Genomic DNA, 17,924 nt, shown 5'->3' with positions numbered 1-17,924 from the left:
GGCTGAGCGCCGCAGCCGGTCAGTGCCGACCGAAGAGCGACAGGATGCCGCCGACCGCGCGGACGATCTGGCCGATGATGACGAGCGCCTGCAGCACGACCACGACCCCTTCGAGGGTGCCGCCGAGCACCCGCATGTTCTGGGAGACGTCGACGGCGCCGCCCAGGTGCTCGAACTCCCGCTGCCAGGCTCGTTCCTGCCGGAACAGGATCGCGTACGGCAGGAGCCGCTCGATGAGCTCGAAGCGGTCGAGTGCGGACTGGGCGACCGGGTCGCCGGCGGTCGGCTGAGGCCGCAGCCCGAGCGCCGCGCCTCCGGGGGTGAGGGCTCCGGCCGGCGTGCGGAGCGCGCCCTCGGGGGACTGGAGCATCCGCAGCCGATCCTGCTCGGCCAGCCGCATGTAGTCGCGCAGGCCGGAGAGGTGCCGGCGCAGCTCCTGTCCGCGATCGGTGAAGCGCAGCAGCGGCGGCGGGGCGAGTGTGAGCACCCAGAAGACGAGGGCGACGTCGACGAGCACCGCGACGCCGCCGAGCCACTCGCCCTCCACGGCTGCGCCGAGCATGAGCACGAGGCCGATGGCGAGCACGGCGAGGAACAGCAGCGACAGCAGCACGAGATGCACCGAGTTCGGTGCTCGGCGCGTGAAGCCGTCCGCGGTCATGCGCCGGCGGGTCGCGTCGAAGAACTCCGTCAGCCTGCGGCGCCGATAGCCGCGGAACGCGCCGCGCCCCCGCAGGAAGACGACGTCGGGAGCGCTCTCGGGGCGATCGACGGCGATGCCGATGTCGCGGAGCGCGCGCAGGTGGCGCTGCTGCTGCCTCGGCCGCATGGCGGCGGGCCGGAACGCGCCGAGGAAATCGCGCTCCTCGGGCGTGAGCGAGGCGCCCGCGTGCACCTCGATCGCGATGGCGCGGCGACGGGTGCGGGCGGTGAGCACCCTGATCCGGCCCCGCACGGCGAGGTCGATGACCGCGGCGGTGAGCACTCGCCGGTCGGCCCGGGCCGCGAGCCCGTGTTCGAAGATGCTTCCCGTCGGCGGAGGCGCGTACTCGACCACCCGGGACGACGGGAGCCCGTGCGCGGCCGCGCGCGAGATCGCGACGATCAGCAGTCCGATCGAGGCGAGGGCGACGCCGATCAGGAGGAAGCCGATGATCACGGAGGGGTCGGTCACCCGTCCCACGATATCCGAGCGGGCGGGAGCCGATCGGTCGGCCGCCGCCCGCCCGACCTCCTCGTCGGTCCGCGGGGCGGCGTCAGGCCGGGGTCCCTACGGCTCCGGCACGTGCAGCGTGCGCTCCCCGCGCTGCAGCCACTCCAGGTATCGGGCGTAGGGATCGTCCGCCACGAGCCGCCCGTTCCCGCGGGTCCGGCGCTGACGCCGGGTCCGCGGGAGCACTCCGAGCATCCCATCGCGAAGGGTCGTCCCAAGCGCTCGCCACCCGGAGCGCCCCTCCGCGGCGTTCACGGTCGCTCCGCCCCGCCGCCCGCGAAGAGCGCCAGCGCCTCGCGGAGGTCCCGGAAGCTCCAGCGGGCGCAGCCGTCGCGGATCGCCAGGGTCTCGTAGGTGTTGCCGACCTTCTCGATGAACCCCAGGACCGACGGTGCGTCCTGTGCGCGCATGCGCCGGTCGATCACGCGCCACTCCCGCTCCGAGAGGGGATCGAGTCGGATGTCCTCCGCTGTCGGAGGCTCCGGCGCGAGTTGCGCGCCCTGCGTTACGGAATCCAACATCTTTGCTGTCTCCTCGGTCGTCTCCGAGCGGTGCGGAAGGACGTCACCGCCAGCTGGTGCTCGGCGAGCGAGCTCGGAGCGCCAGGAGTCTCAAGGTAGAGCCGGGATCGGGATCCCGGCCAGTGCTTGACGAGTCCGTGCGCGAGGTGTATAGGGGTCCCTGCGCGAGGCGTCCGAGGCGCGTCGGCTCGTCACTCCTCCGGCCGCAGGCTCCCCGGGTACTTGTTCCCCGTCGCGTCGGCCTCGGCGAGGCTGCCGTCCTCCTTGGTGACGATGAGCCCCGTGCTGGAATCGGCGGACCTGCCCAGGGCGAGCAGCCAGTCCCGGTTGATCGCCGGTACCCGGCTTCCCGAGAACTTGAAGGTGATCGCGGTGCCGGGGGAGAGCCAGATGGCGGATCTCCCGTCGCCGACCGTGACGCTGTCCTTCCACGACATGAGGAACGACTCCTCGCGGGCGAGCTTCTGGACGATGACGATCTGCAGGTGCGTGAGCAGCCGATCCTCGAAGTGCGTGGTGATGCCGTCGTAGCGGAAGGATCCCATGATCGACCTCCTGGTCTCAGGAACCAGCAGGAGAGTTCACGTGCTGGGAACTCCCCGATGGGTCAACTGTCCCTCTTCCCGACGCGCGAGTCAACACGTGCCTGGGGCACGCCGACCCCGGCCCGCTCGCCCTCGAGGTCAGCCGGCTATGCGGAGCGGCGAGTCTCCGCGCGTTTCAGCTCCCGGGCGAGGCCGTCGAAGCACTCGCGCCAGCCCTGCTCGTTGTCGTCGCGCAGCGCAGGAGACCGATATCCGCTCTGGACGAAGCGCATCCGGGTGCGCGGCGCGCCGGGCGTCCCGATGTCGTCGAGCGATACGCTCACGAGGGTGTTGGGGTTCGCGTGCTCGTCGTCGAACTGGGTGAGGGTCAGCACGAGCCGTTCGAAGGGCCGGACCTCGCGGAACTCTCCGCGCTCGGTGTACCGGTGGTCGCCCGTGTCCGCTCGAAAGTCCAGCCGCCACGCGCCGCCCGGCCTCGGATCGGATTCCGAGTGCAGCGTCGAGTAGCCGGGAGGCGCGAACCATCGCCCGAGCGCCTCGGCGTCGGTCCAGCGCGCGAAGACCCGCTCGCGCGCGGCCGGGAACTCGCGCTCGATCTCGATCCTTCCCGCTTCGGTTTGCGGTGCGGTGTCGGTGCTCATGATCTCGTCTCCTCTGCATTCGTGGTGCTCAGATCTGCGTTCGCGGTATTCAGATCGGCTTCGAGCGCCGTGAATCGGTGCTCCCACACGGCTCGGTAGCCGTCGAGCCAGTTGTCGAGCTCGATCAGGGGCTCGACCCGCAATCGGCTCGGGCGCCGCTGCGCGTCGCGCTCCCGAGAGATCAGCCCGGCCGCCTCGAGCACACCGATGTGCTTCGAGATCGCGCGGGGCGTCAGCTCGAACGGGGCGGCGAGCTCCGCGACCGAGGCCCGGCCGTGTTCGCGCAGGCTCGACAGGATAGCCCGTCGCGTCGGGTCCGCGAGCGCGGCGAACGTGCGGGTGAGCTGATCGGAGGGCATATCTGGAACCTCTCAGTTCGGGAACTTATTGGTTCCATAATGCGCTTCGCGTCGCCCCTCGTCAACCCCCATTCGTGCGGTTCGTGCTGCGGAGCCCGGCGGGGTGGCCGAACGGCGCGGGCGAGACCGCGGAAGGGGAATCGAGCAAGGCCGGAGACGGATGAGGCGTGGGGGGGGGGCGGCGGGGGGGGCCCCCCCCCCCCGGGGGGGGGGGGGGGGGGGGGGGGGGGGGGGGGCGGGGGCGCAAGCCCCCCCGCGGGCGGCGGCCTGGGGGGGCCGCCCCCCCGGCGCGCCCCCCCACGCCTCATCGCTGCGTACCGGAGGTTACGGCGTCGAGCGCCGCTTGCGGAGCAGCAGACCGGCGCCGGCGGCCAGCAGCAGTGCGCCGCCGACCGTCACGAAGCCCAGATCCGCAGCGCCCGTATGGGCGAGCCCGTCGCCTCCGGAGCCGGAGCCGTTCCCGTTCTCGCCGCCGCTGCCGCCGCCGTTACCGCCTCCGCCTCCGCCACTGCCGACGATGTCGATGCCGGCCCAGCCGACGAGCGTGTCGGGCGCCGCCCACACGGCGATGCGCGCATCGCCGACAGCGGTATCCGGGATCGTCACGGAGACCTGTCCGTTCTCGTCGACGGCGTGGGTGCCGAGGTACACGGGGGCGCCGAAGAGCCACACGCCGACGTCGGTGCCGGGAGCGACGTCGTCGACCGTCACGGTGATCGTCTCACCCGGGCGGGCCTCGGAGGGGACGGTGATGCCGCCCTCGAGCGCCGGGTCGAGATCGTCGGCGCTCGGCGCGGTGCCGGGGATCTGCCCGGGCGGCGGCGGATCCTCGTCCTCGGTGACGGTGAAGTCGGCCGAGGCCTCGAGCGAGCCGGAGGTCAGGGCCGCGGTGTGCGTGCCGACTCCCAGCGTCGAGGAGGTGTAGGCGAACGCCACGGTGCCGTCGGCATCCGCGGTCGCGGTCTCCGCCTCGGTGCCGCCGATGACGAGCATCACCTCCGCGTCGGCCGGGAAGCCGATGCCGGTGACGGTCACGCCGGTGTCGGCGAGCTCCGACTCGGTGAGCTCCGCCGGGGCGACCGAGGCCTCCGGGTCGTAGACCACCGGATCCTCCGTCACCTCGAAGGAGCCCTCGACCTCGGCCCCGGGCGCGTCTGCCTCGAGCCGCACGGCGTGCGTGCCGACTCCGAGCGATTCCGAGGTGAAGTCGAATGCGACGTCTCCCGCCGCGTTCGAGGAGGCGGTCTCGACCTCGGCGCCGGAGACCGTGAGGGTCACGTCCGCGTTCGCCGGGAAGCCCTCACCCGTGATCGCGACGCCCGACGAGGCGAGCTCGGAGACCGTCAGCGACGCCGGGGAGACGCCGATCGTCGGGTCGTACACCGGATCGTTGTCGGCGAGCACCGTGAACGTCGCGGTGGCGCTTCCCTCGGCGGCCGAGAGCTCCGCCGTGTGCTCGCCGGTGCCGAGTGTGCTGCTCGTGTGCGTGAACGACACGGTCCCGCTGCCGCTCGCGGCGGCGGAGTCGACCTCCGTGCCGTCGACGGACAGGGTGACGTCGGTTCCGGCAGCGAAGCCCTCACCCGACACCGTCACGCCCGTCTCGGCGAGCTCCGACTCGGTCAGCTGCGTTGGCGTCACCGAGGCCGTGGGGTCGTACACGACGGGATCCTCGGTCACGGTGAACGAGGCGGTCGCGGTGCCCTCGGCTGCGGAGAGCACGGCCTCGTGGGCGCCGGAAGCGAGCGACGCGCTCGTGTAGGCGAACGACACGTCTCCGTCGGCGTTCGCCGTCTGCGTGCCCGCCGCCGCTCCCGCGACGGTCAGCGCGACCTCGGAGTCGGGTGCGAAGCCCTCACCGGCGATGGTGACGCCCGTGGCGGCCAGCTCGGACTGTGTGAGCGTGGACGGGCTGACCGAGGCGGTCGGATCGTAGGTGACGGGGTCCTCGGTCACGGTGAACGAGGCGGCCGCCGAAGCGGATCCCGAGCTCAGCACGGCTTCGTGGGTGCCGGTGCCGAGTGTCGAGGACGTGTAGGGGAAGGAGACGGCGCCGTCTGCGCTCGCCGTCTGCGTTCCGGCGGCCTCGCCGCCGACCGTCAGCGACACGTCGGAGTTCGCCGGGAAGTCGGCGCCGGTGATCGTGACGCCGCTGCTCGCGAGTTCCGACTCCGTCAGGCTGCTCGGCGAGGCCGATGCAGTGGGATCGGGCGCGGGCACACCGTCGGTCTGCGCGGTCCACGTGAAGTTCATGCCGCCGCAGGTGCCCGAGGGGAGGAAGCCCGCCCGGCCCGTGCCGCTCGCGGTGCCGTCGGCGTTCACGGTGCCGGTCAGCTCGTAGTAGGGCCGCACGCTGCCCGTGTCGTACTCCCAGGAGACCTCGAAGGGCACGCCGGCCTCGATCTGAGTGGCCGGCATGCCGACCCACTGCACGGGGTACACGCCGAAGCCGTCGAAGCAGTAGCTCTCGCTCTCGAAGCCGCTCATCATGCCGGCCGCGTCGATGTCGAAGGCGACCGTCGCACCGGTGTAGGCGGTGCTGTCACCCGTGTAGGTGCCGGTGGGGGGCGCCGCCGCGTGGGCCGCCGTCACCGGGAGGCCGGTGAACAGCAGGGCGAAGAAGGCGACGATCGCCAGGGCGGGCCTGGTGCGCAGGAGCCGGTGCCGCCCCGTCGGCGGATCGCTGGACAGACTTCGAGACATGTGAACGAGAACCCCCTGTGCAGATCGATGAACGATGCGGAATGAGACGCAGCACACCCCGCCCCACCGATGCTGCACGGGAATCTTCCGCGCCGGGCGGTCCGCGCACTCAACTTCGTACTCAAACTGCGGCCCGCGTCTCCGAGCGCCTCCGAGCGCCTCCGAGGGGCGATCGGGCGCGACCGGGCGCGGCCGGCCCCGCTCAGGCCTCGCCGGTCGCGGCCCGGTTCACGAGGTCGGCGACCTCCTGGCGCACGCGCACGCCGAGCTTCATCATCACGCGCCTCACGTGGTTCTCGGCGGTGCGCTTGCTCAGGGTCAGACGTTCCGCGATCTCCCCGTTCCTCAATCCCGTGGCGATCAGCTCGGCCACCTCGCGCTCGCGCGCGGTGAGCCGGGCGAGGGGCTCGGCCTGCCGGGCGAGCATCGCCTCGGCGCGCGCGAGATTCCCGGTGGCCCTCGCGAGCTGCAGGCGCATCCCCAGGCGCTCGAAGGCATCGCGCGCCGCCCGCAGCAGATTGCTCGCCCCGAGCGGCTCGCCGGCCTGCAGCAGGATCTCGGCGTGCACCGTCTGCACCATGGCGCGCTGGCCCATGGAGTCCTGCTCCTCGGCGATCGCGATGCCCTCCGCGATGAGCGACGCAGCCGTCTCGAGCTGACCGAGGAACGCGCAGACCATCGCCGCGTCCGCGTGCCGGAGCGCGGCCATGGCGTCCCTCGGCTCCCCGAGCAGCTCCGGGCACGGCTCGGGCTTGCCGAGCAGGGCCGAGATGCGCGTGCGCGTGGTGAGCACCGCGCGCCTCCACCACCCGAACTCGGGCGGCGGGGTGGCCTCGAGCTCCGCGAAGCGCCGCGCGAGGAGAGCCGGGTCGGCCCGTCCCTGGGCCGCGATCATCAGGCCGGCCCTCGCCATGCTGATCGCGTCCGGGGGGCCGAAGCGCTCGGCGTCGGCGACCGCCTGCTCGCCGGTCTCGTCCGCCGCGTCGAGCAGGCCGAGGGAGGCCTGGCAGAACGACAGGGCGGCGCCGAGGTTCGAGAGCACGTCGGCCTGCCCGAAGCGGTGCGCCAGCTGCAGTCCGCGCTCGGCCAGGCGCGCTCCGACGTCGTACTGGTCGAGGATGTACGAGGCCCAGGCCGCGCAGGAGACGGCGTGCAGCACGGAGCCCAGCTCCCGCCCGTCGGCCTCGCTCATCCACGTCGGAACGGGTCGGAACGTCACCCTGGCCTGCTGCACCCGGCCGTCGGCGAGGAGATCCATCGTGCGGTACGTGGCCGCCACCATCCGGTTCACGTCGCCGGGGAGCGTCTCGAGACGGGAGATCAGCAGGTCGGGGGCGCGCCCCTCGAGCAGCGACAGGATGTCGACGTACTCCCGCAGCAGCTCGGGCTCGATGCTGTCGGCCGTGGAGGCGAGCAGCGCCCGCGCTTCGCTCGTGTCGCCCGTGACGCGGAGCGCGTTCGCGAGCAGCACGCGGGCCTCGGTCGCGCACGCATCGGCCTGCCCGCGTGCGTCCGCCTCCGCGGTCCCGGCGTCTCGGAGGCCGCCGGGCTCGGCGACCAGGTCGCGCAGGCGCTCGATGGCCTCCTCCACCCGGCCGCCCATGATGAGCGCGCGCGCCAGCACCGTCTCCGAGGTGAGGGTGCGGTACTCGGCGGGAATGCGGTCGAGCCAGTGCAGCACGGTGCTCGGGTCAGATCCCAGCGCCAGCTGCGCGGCCCGCACGAGGGTCTCGGCCTCGTCGGCGGTGACGTCGGGCGCCAGCTGCGCGAGGTGCTCGGCCCGCTCGAAGAGCTCCGCGTGCTCCAGCTGCGCCGCCCTCCGGTGGGCGAGCGCGCGCCGATCCGCCGGCGTGTTCTGGTAGACGCTGTAGCGGATCACGGGGTGCAGGGACTCGTGAGCGCTCGTGCTCAGCAGCCCCCGCTCGGAGAGCTCGGAGGTCGCGGCGTCGAATTCGGCGGGTGTGATGTCGGCCACCTCGATGACGGTCTCGACGGGGCTCGAGCCGCCGAGCACCGCGAGCGTCTCGAGTGCGCGGCGCGAGGGCTCGGAGAGCGTGGCCATGTCGTCGGCGACCGCGGCGCTGAGCACCGCCGTCTGGCTGCCTTCGGCGAGTCGCAGCACCTCTTCCACCTGCTCGGCTCCGGCGTGCCTGCGGAACGCCGCCGTGGCCGTGTGGGCGAACAGCGGGTTGCCCTTCGCCGCCTCGACGACCGCCTCCGTCTGCCGCTCGGAGAGCCCGGAGGCGATGGCCCGGATCGCGCCCGCCGGGAGCGCCTCGAGGGAGAGGTGGTCGTGCATCGCGCCGCAGCGGCGCGCAGCGGCGATGAGGCGATCGGGATCCTGTCCCACGCGGTGCACCAGGATGAGGGTCAGCGGACCGGCCGCCGGTGCCTGCATGAGCGAGATCAGGAATCTGGTCGAGGCGTCGCCGAGCCAGTGCGCGTCGTCGACGGCGACGATCGCTGGCCTCCCGGCGAGCGCCTCGGCGCATCGGACGGCCAGGACCGAGGGGGTGGCCTCGTCGAGGAGCCGCTCCAGTTCGTCGCCGAGCAGCTCCTCGATGAGGGCCCGGTGCGCCGTCAGCGGCGAGTCGGCGTTGAAGGAGTCGCCCTGCGCGAGGAACAGCCTCGGAGCCGACGCCCCGCCGGACGCCCCCGCCTCAGTCGCCCGTGCGTCGGCTCGCGTCTTCATCCGGGAGAGCACGGCCGCGAGCAGCGCGCTCTTGCCGACGCCGATGGCGCCGTCGATCTGGATCAGCCGCAGCTGCCCGTCGGAGAGCGGGGCGCGATCGAGCAGTTCGACGATCGTCGCGGCATCGTCCTCGCGTCCCACCAGCACAAGTCTGCACTCCCCCGTTGTGTCCCCCGTGCGCCGACGGTGAGCCGGCCTTCGCTCACAGAGTGCTCTTCAGCCTAACCGGCGGGGAATGGGAGGGATTGCGTAGGAGGCGAAGCGGAGAAGTTTGCGTAAAAAGATGAGTAAGCGGGCCGTCGTCGCAGAGCAGGCGGGCGAGGCGCCGCTCTCGGCTGCTCGATCCTCCCGCTCCGATCGGGTTCAATGGACGCATGCCGACCTCTCTCGTCCTGCTCGCCGACACCCACCTGCCGAAGCGGGCGAAGGCGCTGCCCGAGGCGGCGTGGGAGGCGATCGAGGCCGCCGACGTCGTCGTCCACGCGGGGGACTGGGTCGACGAGCCGACGCTCGACGCGCTCGAGACCCGTTCCCGACGGCTGATCGGAGTCTGGGGCAACAACGACGGGCCGGGGCTGCGGGCCCGCCTGCCCGAGATCGCCCGGGCGGAGATCGAGGGGCTCCGCTTCGCCGTCATCCACGAGACCGGCGCCGCCCAGGGGCGGGAGAGGCGCATGGACGCCCGGTTCGAGGACGTCGACGTGCTGATCTTCGGCCACAGCCACATCCCCTGGGACACGACGACGCCGAACGGGGTGCGGCTGCTCAATCCCGGTTCCCCGACCGACCGGCGCCGGCAGCCGGTCTGCACCTTCATGACCGCCGTCGCCGATGCGGGGGCTCTGCGAGAGGTGACCGTGGTGCCGGTGCGCCGCTGATCCGCCCCCCGGAATTCCTCGCCCAGAACGTGCGAAGGCGTGTAGGCTACTTACCTCAGCTCTACGCCGCCACCCCGATGCTGCGGAATCGCAGTTCCTTGCGCACGGGTGCTCCGGTTCCGTCTCAGGCGGAACGTCTCCGACGACGTGCATGAGCGCTCCGTTTTTGCGGCGCTCCTCGTTCGTCGCCGTGAGACCGCTCGGAGAGCCCGCACGACCATCACCGCTTCGGCGCTGCTCGCAGCGCTTCGTCTCAGGAAGATCCATGTCTACCACCGAAACCGGATCGACACCGATCCCCACCGGCAGCGCCCAGCCCGGCAGCGCCCAGATCCCCGCCGACGGCATGCGCGTGATCTGGCTGCTGCTCGTCGCCGCATTCGTCGCGATCCTCAACGAGACGACGATGACGATCGCGATCCCGCACCTCAACCACGACCTCGGCATCCCTCCCGAGCAGGGGCAGTGGATGACCAGTGCGTTCATGCTGACGATGGCGGTCGTGATCCCGATCACGGGCTTCCTGCTGCAGCGGCTGACGACCCGCGCCGTGTTCCTCACCGCGATGACGCTGTTCACCGTCGGCACGCTCGTCTGCCTGCTCGCTCCCGGCTTCCTCGTGCTGCTCACGGGCCGCGTCGTGCAGGCCGCCGGCACGGCGATCACGCTCCCGCTGCTCATGACCACCATGATGAACGTCGTCCCGCCGCAGTCGCGCGGCCGCATGATGGGGCGCGTCGGCATGGTCATCTCGCTCGCGCCGGCCATCGGCCCGACCCTCTCGGGCATCGTCCTCGACCAGCTGCACTGGCGCTGGATCTTCGGCATCGTGCTGCCCATCGCCCTCGTCTCGCTCGCCCTCGGCGCGAAGTGGATGCTGAACCTCGGCGAGACCAGGCGCGCGCCCCTCGACGTCTCGTCGGTCGTGCTGTCGGCGCTCGGCTTCGGCAGCATCGTGTTCGGGCTGAGCCAGCTCAGCGGCGAGGGCGAGAGCGGCGCCTCCACGACGACCGTCGTGGTGCTGCTCGTCGTCGGCGCGCTCTCGATCGGGCTCTTCGTGTGGCGGCAGCTCCGGCTGCAACGGTCCGACGAGGCGCTGCTCGACCTGCGGGTGTTCCTCAGCCGCAACTTCACCGCCTCCGTCGCGGTGATGACCGTCGTCGCCCTCGCCATGTTCGGCACGCTCACCCTGCTGCCGCTCTACCTGCAGGACGTCGTCGGCCTCGAGGCGACCGAGACCGGCCTCATCATCCTGCCGGGCTCGGTGGCGATGGGCCTGCTGGCTCCGATCATCGGCCGCATCTACGACCGCGCGGGGCCGAGGGCGCTGCTCGTGCCGGGCACCATCGCGGTCAGCGCCGTGCTGTGGTTCTACTCGACCGTGAGCGAAGACACCTCCTGGGTGCTGCTGATGGTCGCGCAGACGGTGATGTCGATCGGCATGGCCCTGTCGTTCACGCCGCTGTTCTCCGCGTCGCTCGGCTCCCTCGAGAAGCGTTTCTACTCGCACGGCTCCGCGATCCTGAACACGCTGCAGCAGGTGGCCGGGGCCGCGGGCGTCGCGATCCTCATCACCACGATGTCCTCGGTCGCCGTGCATACGACGGGCGTCTCCGAGACGGCGGCCGGCGCCGCGGGCACGCGCGCGGCGTTCCTCATCGGAGCGATCATCTCGCTCGTGGCGATCGTGGGAGCCTTCTTCGTGCGCAAGCCCGCCGACCAGGAGGTGGGCGCCGCGCACTGACCGCGGTTCCAGGTCTCCGAACCCCGGCTCCGGCGCCTGCCCGGAGCCGGGGTTCGTCATAAGCGCCGCCGAGAGTCAAGCCCCGCCCGGCGCCCGGTCGGCGGTGATAGCGTCGGCCTCGGAAGCGCTTCCGATCCGCGCACGCGGCGCGGGAGCGGTGAGGGAAGCGGAAGAGCGAGAAGAACGAGCGGCTGGCAGCGCGCGGGGAGGCGGATCGTGAGCAGGTTCGAGGTCGGGGATCACGTCGGTTGGAACTCCGAGGCCGGGCAGGTCAGCGGCCGGATCGTGCGCGTCCACACGTCGGATTTCGACTACCAGGGGCACACGCACCGCGCGAGCGACGACGATCCGCAGTACGAGATCAAGAGTGACAAGACGGATCACGTCGCGGCGCACAAGGGCGGCGCGCTGAGGCGCCTCTCGGACTGATCCCGGCGAGACGCAGATGACGGAGCGCATCCTCACGGTCGGGCACTCGACGCACCCGTTCGACGAGTTCGTCGAGCTGCTGCGCGGCGCCGACGCGGGCGCGGTCGTCGACGTGCGGAGGCTTCCCGGCTCGAACCGTTTCCCGCAGTTCGACCGGGACGCGCTCGAGGCGGCGCTCCCCGCGCACGGGATCTCCTACCGGCGCATCGCCGAGCTCGGGGGCCGGAGGTCGGCGCAGCGCGAGGTGCCCGAGGCGGTGAACGCGCTCTGGCGCAACCGCAGCTTCCACAACTACGCGGACTACGCGCTCACGGAGCCGTTCGACATCGGGCTTGCAGAACTGCTCGCCCTCGCGCAGGACGAGCAGGCGGCCGTCATGTGCTCGGAGGCCGTGTGGTGGCGCTGTCACCGGCGCATCATCGCCGACCACCTCCTCGCCCGGGGCGAGGTCGTCGCGCACCTCATGCCGGATGGCAGGCTGTCACCGGCGGAGCTGATGCCCGGCGCCGTGGTGGCGGGCGACTCGGTGACGTACCCCGCGACGGAGTGCCGGAGAGAGCTGGAATCAGAACCGGAACCAGGAGAAGAAGGAGGACGCAGATGAGCACCGAAGAGAACACCGGGAACGACGAGGAGCGGCTCGACGATCGGAGCCCCGACGACGTCGAGACGGTGGCGACGATCATGGTCGAGGTCAGGGACACCGCCGGAGCGGCGGCCCCGCGAGACGAGGTCGAGGAGATGATCCGCACGCGCCTCGACCGGGCGGGGATCGACCTGCCGGAGTCCGAGATCGCCGACCTCGCGACGCAGCTCGTGGAGGGAACCGACTGAGGCGACGCGGTTCGGGATCGCCCCGCGCTTGACCCTGACACCGTGACAGGCGCTGGAATGGCGGTCGGAGGTCTTCACCATGACATCGACCGATCGTCTCGCGGATCAGGGTGCGCCGGGGCTCGGGCGCGCGCTCGAGAACCCGAACCCGTCCTCGAGGCTGCGGGCGGCGCTCGCCGCCGGCACGCACCCGGAGCCGGGCGACGTGCCCGTGCTGATCAGGCGCTGCGGCACCGAGCCCGACTTCTTCGTCCGCGACAGGCTGACATGGGCGCTCACCCGCCATCCGGCGGACACGACGGTGCCGCTGCTGCTCGAGGCGCTCCAGCCGGACTCCGCGCCCCAGGCCCGGGCCCAGGCGCTGCATACCCTGTCGAAGGTCGGCGACGATCGCGCCCGGGGCCCGTCGCATCCGCGGCCCTCGCCGCCCGGCTCGCGGATGCCGACGCCGAGGTCGCCGACCGTGCCGCGCTCATCCTCGGCGGGCGCCGGGCGTCGGACATGCCGGACGCGGAGGAGCACACGTCGGAACTGCGCGGACGGCTGATGGCCATGATCGTCTCGGGATCCCGAGACGTCGAAGCGGCCGAGACGCTGGGCGCCCTCGCCGCCCGATCCTCCGAGGCGGAGCGCAGCATCGTCGGCGCGCTCGCCGAGGGGCTGGAGGGGGCTCGATCCGTGACGTTCGCGAGCGGAGCCCGGAGCCGGCTCGCCCAGGCGCTCGGCGAGATCCCCGGCTCCGCAGCCCCCGCGCTGCTCCGCCGCCTCGCGGGCGATCCGGACCCGGCCGTCGCGCGGGTGGCGACATACCTCGTCGGCCTGCGCGGAGCCGGGAATATCGAGGAGCCCGGCGGAAAGCGATCAGGAACCGAGAAGCCGGATGCGCCTCCCCGCGACTAGCCTGGCAGCGAGGGCGATCGCGAACGGAGCGCGCCCCGCGATGGGGAGGGGCGGGCGATGGCCGAGAGGACCGCGGTCGGATTCGAGGGGCGTGCGCAGCTGATCGGCGACCGCCTCATCGTGCGGCTGCCCGACGACGCGAGCGCGGCGCTGCCCTCGCGGGGCCAGGTCGCCGTCGATGGCGCCGCGAACGGGCGTGCATTCGCGACCGTCGTCGAGCCGGACGGCATGCGCGGCCACTGGATCTCGATCGACGTTGAGCTGCGGGCGGCCCTGGGAGTCGGCGACGGCGACGCGGTGGCGTTCGAGATCGAGCCGAGCGGCGAGTGGCCCGAGCCGGAGCTGCCGGACGACTTCCGTGCAGCGCTCGCCGACGCCCCCGACCTCTCCGACACCTGGAAGAGCCTCACGCCGATGGCGCGCTGGGAGTGGGTGCGCTGGATCGACGCGACCAGGAACCCCCAGACGCGGGATCGGCGGGTGCACGTCAGCATCTCGAAGCTGCGGGCGGGCAAGCGCCGGCCCTGCTGCTTCGACCTCTCCGCATGCACGGATCCGGAGCTGGCCAAGAGCGGCAAGCTCGCGGGCTTCCGGTAGCCGGTCACGACGATCTGCACGTGACGCTGTTCTCGCCGAGCCATACATCGACATAGGCCTGCATCTGCGCGCCGACGGCGGTGTACCCGCTGGGCAGCGTGCAACTCGCGTCGAGCCTCAGTTCGCTCGCAGACCAGAGGTCGGTCTTCATTTGCAGCAGTTGCCCCGCCGGGAGTTCTGAGGCCAGCACCACCCGACACGACTGGATCCCCGGTCGCTCCACCCAGCCGATGGCGGGTGAGATCTCCAGATTGAAGGAGCCGCTCCTCCTGCTCAGCGTGATGTCGATGGTCGTCCCCGCGGGGACCGGGTGCGCCTGGGAGGCTTGAAGGAGGAATCCGAGCGGCAACCGGCAGTCGCCCAGGAGTATGAACGCCCCGGCCTCGCCGCCGCCGGTGGCGGCCACAGCGGGCGCGGCGACCGCCGCCGCGATCACCGGCATCGTCCATGCGGCACCCTGCAGGATGCTGCGCCGCGATATGCGTCCGTTCGGTTCGGTCATCGTCTTCCTCGCTCCCAATGACCTGGTGGTCATTTTCAATATACTACTTCAATATTGAATATTGATACATATTTAACTTCGGGCTACGCTGATGCCAGCACGGGCCGGGCGGTCCGCGGAATCTGCACTCCGATCGACGCCCGTGGCAGGGATCGGCGTAGAAGGAGACCACCATGGGAATCGCGGCAGAGCAGCAGAGCCGGGTGCGGGCCGCACGGGGCGAGAGCGCACCCCCGCAGCGGGCGGCCAGGCCCGCCTGGGCCCGCTGGGGCGGTGCCGGTGTGCTGACGGGAGGCGTGCTCCTCCTGCTCGCGACACTGGTCGAGGTGGCGCTTGCAGAGGAACGCGCGCCTGCACTCCTGGCGCTGTTCTCCGTCCTCTTCCTCGGCAGCACCCTCGTCCACGCTGCCGCGACCGTGGCCCTCGCCGGAGGAAGGAGCGGGGCGGACGGGATCGCCGGGAGGAGCGCGCTCGGCCGCCTCGCCCTGCTCGCCTTCGGCGCGGTCTTCATGACCAATCAATTCGTGTACTACACCGTCAGCTACGCGCTCCCGCCCGTGGACGACTACTCGGGCGCGTTCCTGCTGACCGGGGGGCTGGGCATCGCCCAGTTCGTGCTGATGCTGACCGGATCCGTGGGTATCGTCCGCGGAGGAGCCGTCTCAGGGGTGGCGCGCTGGGCGTTCCCGGCACTCACCGTCGTCGCGCTGGGCACGGGGATGATCGCGACATTCACCGACAGCTTCGCCGTGGCGACGGCGGCGCTGCTGGCATCCACGGTGGCGCAGATCGTGGTGGGCGCAGTCCTGTTCACCGCCCGCTCCAGGCGGTGATAGCGTCGAAGCATGGCGCGCACGTATCGTTCTCCTCGTCGTGAGGCCGAGGCGGCCGCGACCCGTGCGAGCATCATCGCCGCGGCCGAGAAGCTCTTCGTCCGAGATGGCTACGCGGCGACCTCGCTGAAAGCGATCGCCGCCGAGGCCGGGGTCTCCGCGCCGACGGTGCAGCTGCAGGGGCCGAAGCACACGCTGCTGATCGCGGCGTTCGAGGTGGCGTTCGCGGGAGACGAGGGATCCCACTCCCTCGCCGAGCGGCCCGTCGTCGCCGAGATCATGGCCGAGCCCGACGACGAGCGGGCCATCGAGCGATACGTCTCGTTTCTGGACGAGGCCAATCAGCGGGCGGCCGGGATCGTGCGCGCGATGGCCGCCGCCGCAGACGCCGACCCCGGGGCCCGCGCCGCCTACCAGGGGCTCGAGACGCGCCGTCGGCGCGATCTGGCCATCGCGGCCGGGTGGTTCGTCGAGCGCGGCCGGATCGCGGAGGAGCAGCGCGCGGTCGCGGCCGACATCCTCGGCTACATCCTGAGCGTCGACGCCTACCTCCACTTCACGCGCGGCCGCGAGTGGACGCGCGAGCAGTGGAAGCAGTGGACGATCCACCAGCTCAGGCACCTCGAAGAGGGGATCCCGCCGCTGAGCGCCTTCTCCTGAGTCCCGGGCGTCCTCCACCTCGAGCCGTCGAACCCCGGCCCGTCGAACCGCCGGGCTCGGTCGAGATCCGGGCTCTCCCGCGAGCGTCGCGATCAGGGCCCTCCGCGCAGCGCCTCCTCGACGTCGTGGACGAGGCCGGGAGCCCCTGACGAGGCCGCGATCGAGCGCCCGATCCGCCGGCTCGTCGCCGCGTATCCCGGTTCGCGCAGCACCGCGTTCACGGCCGTTCGCACCGCCTCGGGTGTGGGGCGTCCGGTCCGCAGGCTGACGCCCGCACCCGACCACTGAACCCTCGCCGAGGTCTCGACCTTGTCCTCCGAGTCGCCCGCGATCACGATCGGCACCCCGTGGCGCATCGCGTGATGCAGCCCGCCGTAGCCGCCGTTGGTGACGAACGCGCTCGTGCGCGGCAGCAGCAGCTCGTAGTCCAGGAAGGGCGCCGCGAACGTATTGGCGGGCAGGGGCGGCAGCGCCGACAGGTCGGCACCGCCCGCCGTGACCACAACGCGCACGTCCTCGTCGGCGAGCGCGGTGAGGGTGGGCTCGACCAGCTCCGAGAAGTCGGTGTTCGCGACCGTTCCCTGGGTGACGTGCACGACCGGTACGTCAGGGCGCAGCTCGTCCCACCAGGGCGGAGCCCCCAGAGCCCGCGAGGGCGGCGCGGTCATCGGGCCGTAGAAGCGCAGCTCGGGGCCGTCGCTCCGCGGGTACTCGAACTCCGGCACCGTGAACTGGGCCAGAATGTCGCTGCGGTCGAGCACGTCCATGAAGAACGCTCCGCCCAGCGGGGGAGCGCCCAGGCGCTCGAGGCAGTCGTCGAGAGCGCGGTGCGCGGGGCCCAGTACCATCCGGGCCGAGCGGTTCAGCGCCGCGTCGCGCAGACGCCCCCACCAGCGGTGGCGCGAGGGGACGATCCCCATGCCGTAGGGCGGGCGGTCCCGGCTCGAGAACCCCGCGGGCCCGATCCCGCACATCACCGTCAACGGCCGTTCCTCCCGCGGCCGCGAGAAGAGCGTCTGCACCCCGAGGAAGGTCATGTCGTGGAAGACGACGTCGGCGGGCTCCTCGGCCAGGAGCTCCTCGACCCGCGCTGCGGCCGGCAGTGCGGGTCGGATGAAGGCCTCCTCGACGCCGCGGTTGATGGTCGCGAGGCCGCGATTGCGCTCGTCCGCGCCCACGTCGTCGAGGGTGTCGGCCTCCGGGGGCAGCGCCGCGAACTCCAGCCCTGCACTCTCGACCTGCTGCCGGTACCGCCGGCCCGTGAGCAGACGCACTCGCCAGCCCCGCCGGGCCAGCTCGCGCCCCACGACCGTCATGGGGCCGACGTGGCCCACCGCCGGCATGCTGCACAGCAGCGCCGACCTCTGCGTTTTGATCCCCACGCTCGCCCCCATTCGTTATGGAGTCATAATAGCGAAATTATGGCGTCCGGCACAGGGCGCCGGCGTCGCCGTCGCGGGGGAGGGTCGATATCGCATCCGGCGAGGAGCCGCAAGCACCTGTCGCGGCCCGGATCGGCCGCCGGATGATGGGGGCAGGGCTCACCCACGATCGACGGAGGTCATCAATGAACGACGACACGGCAGAGTTCTCGGTCGACGACGAGGTCGTTGCGCCGGGCGGTGCTCGGGGCGTGGTCTGCGACGTCAGGGAGATGACGAACGGCGAGCGCGTCTACGGGGTGCACGACATGAACGGCTCCGTGCGGTACTACACGGCGGAGGGGATCAAACGTCTGCTGCAGTGAGCCCCGCGGCGCCCCCGGGCGACCGGGATCCCGCGCGGCTTGCCAGCGCTCGGGACGAGGCGTAGCATAGGTGCTCGCTGCCTGCGGGGAGCGATGAGAAACAGTAGGTGTGCCGGGAAGTCTGGT

21 protein-coding genes are annotated in these 17,924 nt (G+C 71.8%); 11 read left to right on the top strand and 10 right to left on the bottom strand.

Features of this window, described 5'->3' with window-relative positions; all coding sequences use genetic code 11:
- Positions 1–19 precede the first annotated feature (19 nt).
- The 8 genes from JD276_RS12465 to JD276_RS12435 all read right to left on the bottom strand — a co-directional run bounded on the left by JD276_RS12465 (position 20) and on the right by JD276_RS12435 (position 8,815).
- Positions 20–1,174, bottom strand: coding sequence for a DUF2207 family protein (locus JD276_RS12465; RefSeq protein ID WP_200115985.1), 1,155 nt, complete (start codon positions 1,172–1,174; stop codon positions 20–22).
- Between the two features lie 96 nt (positions 1,175–1,270).
- The gene (locus tag JD276_RS16210) at positions 1,271–1,399 is read right to left on the bottom strand and encodes a hypothetical protein (RefSeq protein ID WP_267906428.1); all 129 of its coding nucleotides are present in this window, start codon (positions 1,397–1,399) and stop codon (positions 1,271–1,273) included.
- A gap of 65 nt (positions 1,400–1,464) precedes the next feature.
- Positions 1,465–1,734: a hypothetical protein gene (locus JD276_RS12460; RefSeq protein WP_200115984.1), complete on the bottom strand. Its 270-nt coding sequence runs from the start codon at positions 1,732–1,734 to the stop codon at positions 1,465–1,467.
- A gap of 191 nt (positions 1,735–1,925) precedes the next feature.
- Positions 1,926–2,279: a DUF7882 family protein gene (locus JD276_RS12455; RefSeq protein WP_200115983.1), complete on the bottom strand. Its 354-nt coding sequence runs from the start codon at positions 2,277–2,279 to the stop codon at positions 1,926–1,928.
- Between the two features lie 146 nt (positions 2,280–2,425).
- Positions 2,426–2,920: an SRPBCC family protein gene (locus JD276_RS12450; RefSeq protein ID WP_200115982.1), complete on the bottom strand. Its 495-nt coding sequence runs from the start codon at positions 2,918–2,920 to the stop codon at positions 2,426–2,428.
- Positions 2,917–3,279, bottom strand: coding sequence for an ArsR/SmtB family transcription factor (locus tag JD276_RS12445; RefSeq protein WP_200115981.1), 363 nt, complete (start codon positions 3,277–3,279; stop codon positions 2,917–2,919). The genes JD276_RS12450 and JD276_RS12445 overlap by 4 nt, the downstream gene beginning before the upstream one ends.
- Before the next feature lie 324 nt (positions 3,280–3,603).
- Entirely contained in the window at positions 3,604–5,982 is a 2,379-nt protein-coding gene (locus JD276_RS12440; protein ID WP_200115980.1) for an LPXTG cell wall anchor domain-containing protein, read from the bottom strand.
- 202 nt (positions 5,983–6,184) lie between these two features.
- Entirely contained in the window at positions 6,185–8,815 is a 2,631-nt protein-coding gene (locus JD276_RS12435) for a LuxR C-terminal-related transcriptional regulator (protein WP_200115979.1), read from the bottom strand.
- 233 nt (positions 8,816–9,048) lie between these two features.
- Between JD276_RS12435 and JD276_RS12430 the strand changes: the two genes are divergently transcribed.
- From JD276_RS12430 to JD276_RS12395, 8 genes are all read left to right on the top strand, one after another.
- Positions 9,049–9,552 (top strand): metallophosphoesterase family protein, encoded by a 504-nt coding sequence (locus JD276_RS12430; protein WP_200115978.1) that lies wholly within the window; start codon positions 9,049–9,051, stop codon positions 9,550–9,552.
- A 265-nt stretch (positions 9,553–9,817) separates the two neighbouring features.
- Entirely contained in the window at positions 9,818–11,296 is a 1,479-nt protein-coding gene (locus JD276_RS12425; protein ID WP_200115977.1) for an MDR family MFS transporter, read from the top strand.
- 213 nt (positions 11,297–11,509) lie between these two features.
- The gene (locus tag JD276_RS12420; protein ID WP_200116003.1) at positions 11,510–11,725 is read left to right on the top strand and encodes a hypervirulence associated TUDOR domain-containing protein; all 216 of its coding nucleotides are present in this window, start codon (positions 11,510–11,512) and stop codon (positions 11,723–11,725) included.
- A 16-nt stretch (positions 11,726–11,741) separates the two neighbouring features.
- Positions 11,742–12,329 (top strand): DUF488 domain-containing protein, encoded by a 588-nt coding sequence (locus JD276_RS12415; RefSeq protein WP_200115976.1) that lies wholly within the window; start codon positions 11,742–11,744, stop codon positions 12,327–12,329.
- A complete protein-coding gene (locus JD276_RS12410) occupies positions 12,326–12,559 on the top strand; it encodes a hypothetical protein (protein ID WP_200115975.1) in 234 nt (77 codons plus the stop codon). The genes JD276_RS12415 and JD276_RS12410 overlap by 4 nt, the downstream gene beginning before the upstream one ends.
- Positions 12,560–12,638: 79 nt before the next feature.
- Positions 12,639–13,106: a HEAT repeat domain-containing protein gene (locus tag JD276_RS12405; RefSeq protein ID WP_200115974.1), complete on the top strand. Its 468-nt coding sequence runs from the start codon at positions 12,639–12,641 to the stop codon at positions 13,104–13,106.
- Complete coding sequence (locus tag JD276_RS12400) at positions 13,106–13,459, top strand: hypothetical protein (protein ID WP_200115973.1); 354 nt, start codon at positions 13,106–13,108, stop codon at positions 13,457–13,459. The genes JD276_RS12405 and JD276_RS12400 overlap by 1 nt, the downstream gene beginning before the upstream one ends.
- Positions 13,460–13,516: 57 nt before the next feature.
- Positions 13,517–14,056: a YdeI/OmpD-associated family protein gene (locus JD276_RS12395; RefSeq protein ID WP_200115972.1), complete on the top strand. Its 540-nt coding sequence runs from the start codon at positions 13,517–13,519 to the stop codon at positions 14,054–14,056.
- A 4-nt stretch (positions 14,057–14,060) separates the two neighbouring features.
- Here the strand turns inward: JD276_RS12395 and JD276_RS12390 are convergent, their stop codons facing one another.
- The gene (locus tag JD276_RS12390; protein WP_200115971.1) at positions 14,061–14,558 is read right to left on the bottom strand and encodes a hypothetical protein; all 498 of its coding nucleotides are present in this window, start codon (positions 14,556–14,558) and stop codon (positions 14,061–14,063) included.
- 173 nt (positions 14,559–14,731) lie between these two features.
- Between JD276_RS12390 and JD276_RS12385 the strand changes: the two genes are divergently transcribed.
- Both JD276_RS12385 and JD276_RS12380 read left to right on the top strand, forming a co-directional pair.
- Positions 14,732–15,391 (top strand): hypothetical protein, encoded by a 660-nt coding sequence (locus JD276_RS12385; RefSeq protein ID WP_200115970.1) that lies wholly within the window; start codon positions 14,732–14,734, stop codon positions 15,389–15,391.
- 12 nt (positions 15,392–15,403) lie between these two features.
- A complete protein-coding gene (locus tag JD276_RS12380) occupies positions 15,404–16,051 on the top strand; it encodes a TetR/AcrR family transcriptional regulator (protein ID WP_200115969.1) in 648 nt (215 codons plus the stop codon).
- Positions 16,052–16,143: 92 nt separating this feature from the next.
- Here the strand turns inward: JD276_RS12380 and JD276_RS12375 are convergent, their stop codons facing one another.
- The gene (locus tag JD276_RS12375; protein ID WP_200115968.1) at positions 16,144–17,433 is read right to left on the bottom strand and encodes a glycosyltransferase; all 1,290 of its coding nucleotides are present in this window, start codon (positions 17,431–17,433) and stop codon (positions 16,144–16,146) included.
- A gap of 185 nt (positions 17,434–17,618) precedes the next feature.
- Between JD276_RS12375 and JD276_RS12370 the strand changes: the two genes are divergently transcribed.
- Complete coding sequence (locus JD276_RS12370) at positions 17,619–17,798, top strand: hypothetical protein (protein WP_200115967.1); 180 nt, start codon at positions 17,619–17,621, stop codon at positions 17,796–17,798.
- The last annotated feature ends 126 nt before the right edge of the window (positions 17,799–17,924 follow it).

It is taken from the genome of Leucobacter chromiisoli, from assembly GCF_016522505.1.
Classification (GTDB): domain Bacteria; phylum Actinomycetota; class Actinomycetes; order Actinomycetales; family Microbacteriaceae; genus Leucobacter; species Leucobacter chromiisoli.
This window is presented reverse-complemented; position numbering and strand designations above follow the sequence as displayed.

Bases quoted from the DNA above. Each gene is read 5' to 3' on its own strand.
- JD276_RS12445 (WP_200115981.1), bottom strand. From the start codon at position 3,279: ATGCCCTCCGATCAGCTCACCCGCACGTTCGCCGCGCTCGCGGACCCG.
- JD276_RS12390 (WP_200115971.1), bottom strand. From the start codon at position 14,558: ATGACCGAACCGAACGGACGCATATCGCGGCGCAGCATCCTGCAGGGT.
- JD276_RS12395 (WP_200115972.1), top strand. From the start codon at position 13,517: ATGGCCGAGAGGACCGCGGTCGGATTCGAGGGGCGTGCGCAGCTGATC.
- JD276_RS12385 (WP_200115970.1), top strand. From the start codon at position 14,732: ATGGGAATCGCGGCAGAGCAGCAGAGCCGGGTGCGGGCCGCACGGGGC.
- JD276_RS12440 (WP_200115980.1), bottom strand. From the start codon at position 5,982: ATGTCTCGAAGTCTGTCCAGCGATCCGCCGACGGGGCGGCACCGGCTC.
- JD276_RS12425 (WP_200115977.1), top strand. From the start codon at position 9,818: ATGTCTACCACCGAAACCGGATCGACACCGATCCCCACCGGCAGCGCC.
- JD276_RS12415 (WP_200115976.1), top strand. From the start codon at position 11,742: ATGACGGAGCGCATCCTCACGGTCGGGCACTCGACGCACCCGTTCGAC.
- JD276_RS12410 (WP_200115975.1), top strand. From the start codon at position 12,326: ATGAGCACCGAAGAGAACACCGGGAACGACGAGGAGCGGCTCGACGAT.
- JD276_RS12455 (WP_200115983.1), bottom strand. From the start codon at position 2,279: ATGGGATCCTTCCGCTACGACGGCATCACCACGCACTTCGAGGATCGG.
- JD276_RS12380 (WP_200115969.1), top strand. From the start codon at position 15,404: ATGGCGCGCACGTATCGTTCTCCTCGTCGTGAGGCCGAGGCGGCCGCG.
- JD276_RS12430 (WP_200115978.1), top strand. From the start codon at position 9,049: ATGCCGACCTCTCTCGTCCTGCTCGCCGACACCCACCTGCCGAAGCGG.
- JD276_RS12405 (WP_200115974.1), top strand. From the start codon at position 12,639: ATGACATCGACCGATCGTCTCGCGGATCAGGGTGCGCCGGGGCTCGGG.
- JD276_RS12450 (WP_200115982.1), bottom strand. From the start codon at position 2,920: ATGAGCACCGACACCGCACCGCAAACCGAAGCGGGAAGGATCGAGATC.
- JD276_RS12370 (WP_200115967.1), top strand. From the start codon at position 17,619: ATGAACGACGACACGGCAGAGTTCTCGGTCGACGACGAGGTCGTTGCG.
- JD276_RS12460 (WP_200115984.1), bottom strand. From the start codon at position 1,734: ATGTTGGATTCCGTAACGCAGGGCGCGCAACTCGCGCCGGAGCCTCCG.
- JD276_RS12400 (WP_200115973.1), top strand. From the start codon at position 13,106: ATGGCCATGATCGTCTCGGGATCCCGAGACGTCGAAGCGGCCGAGACG.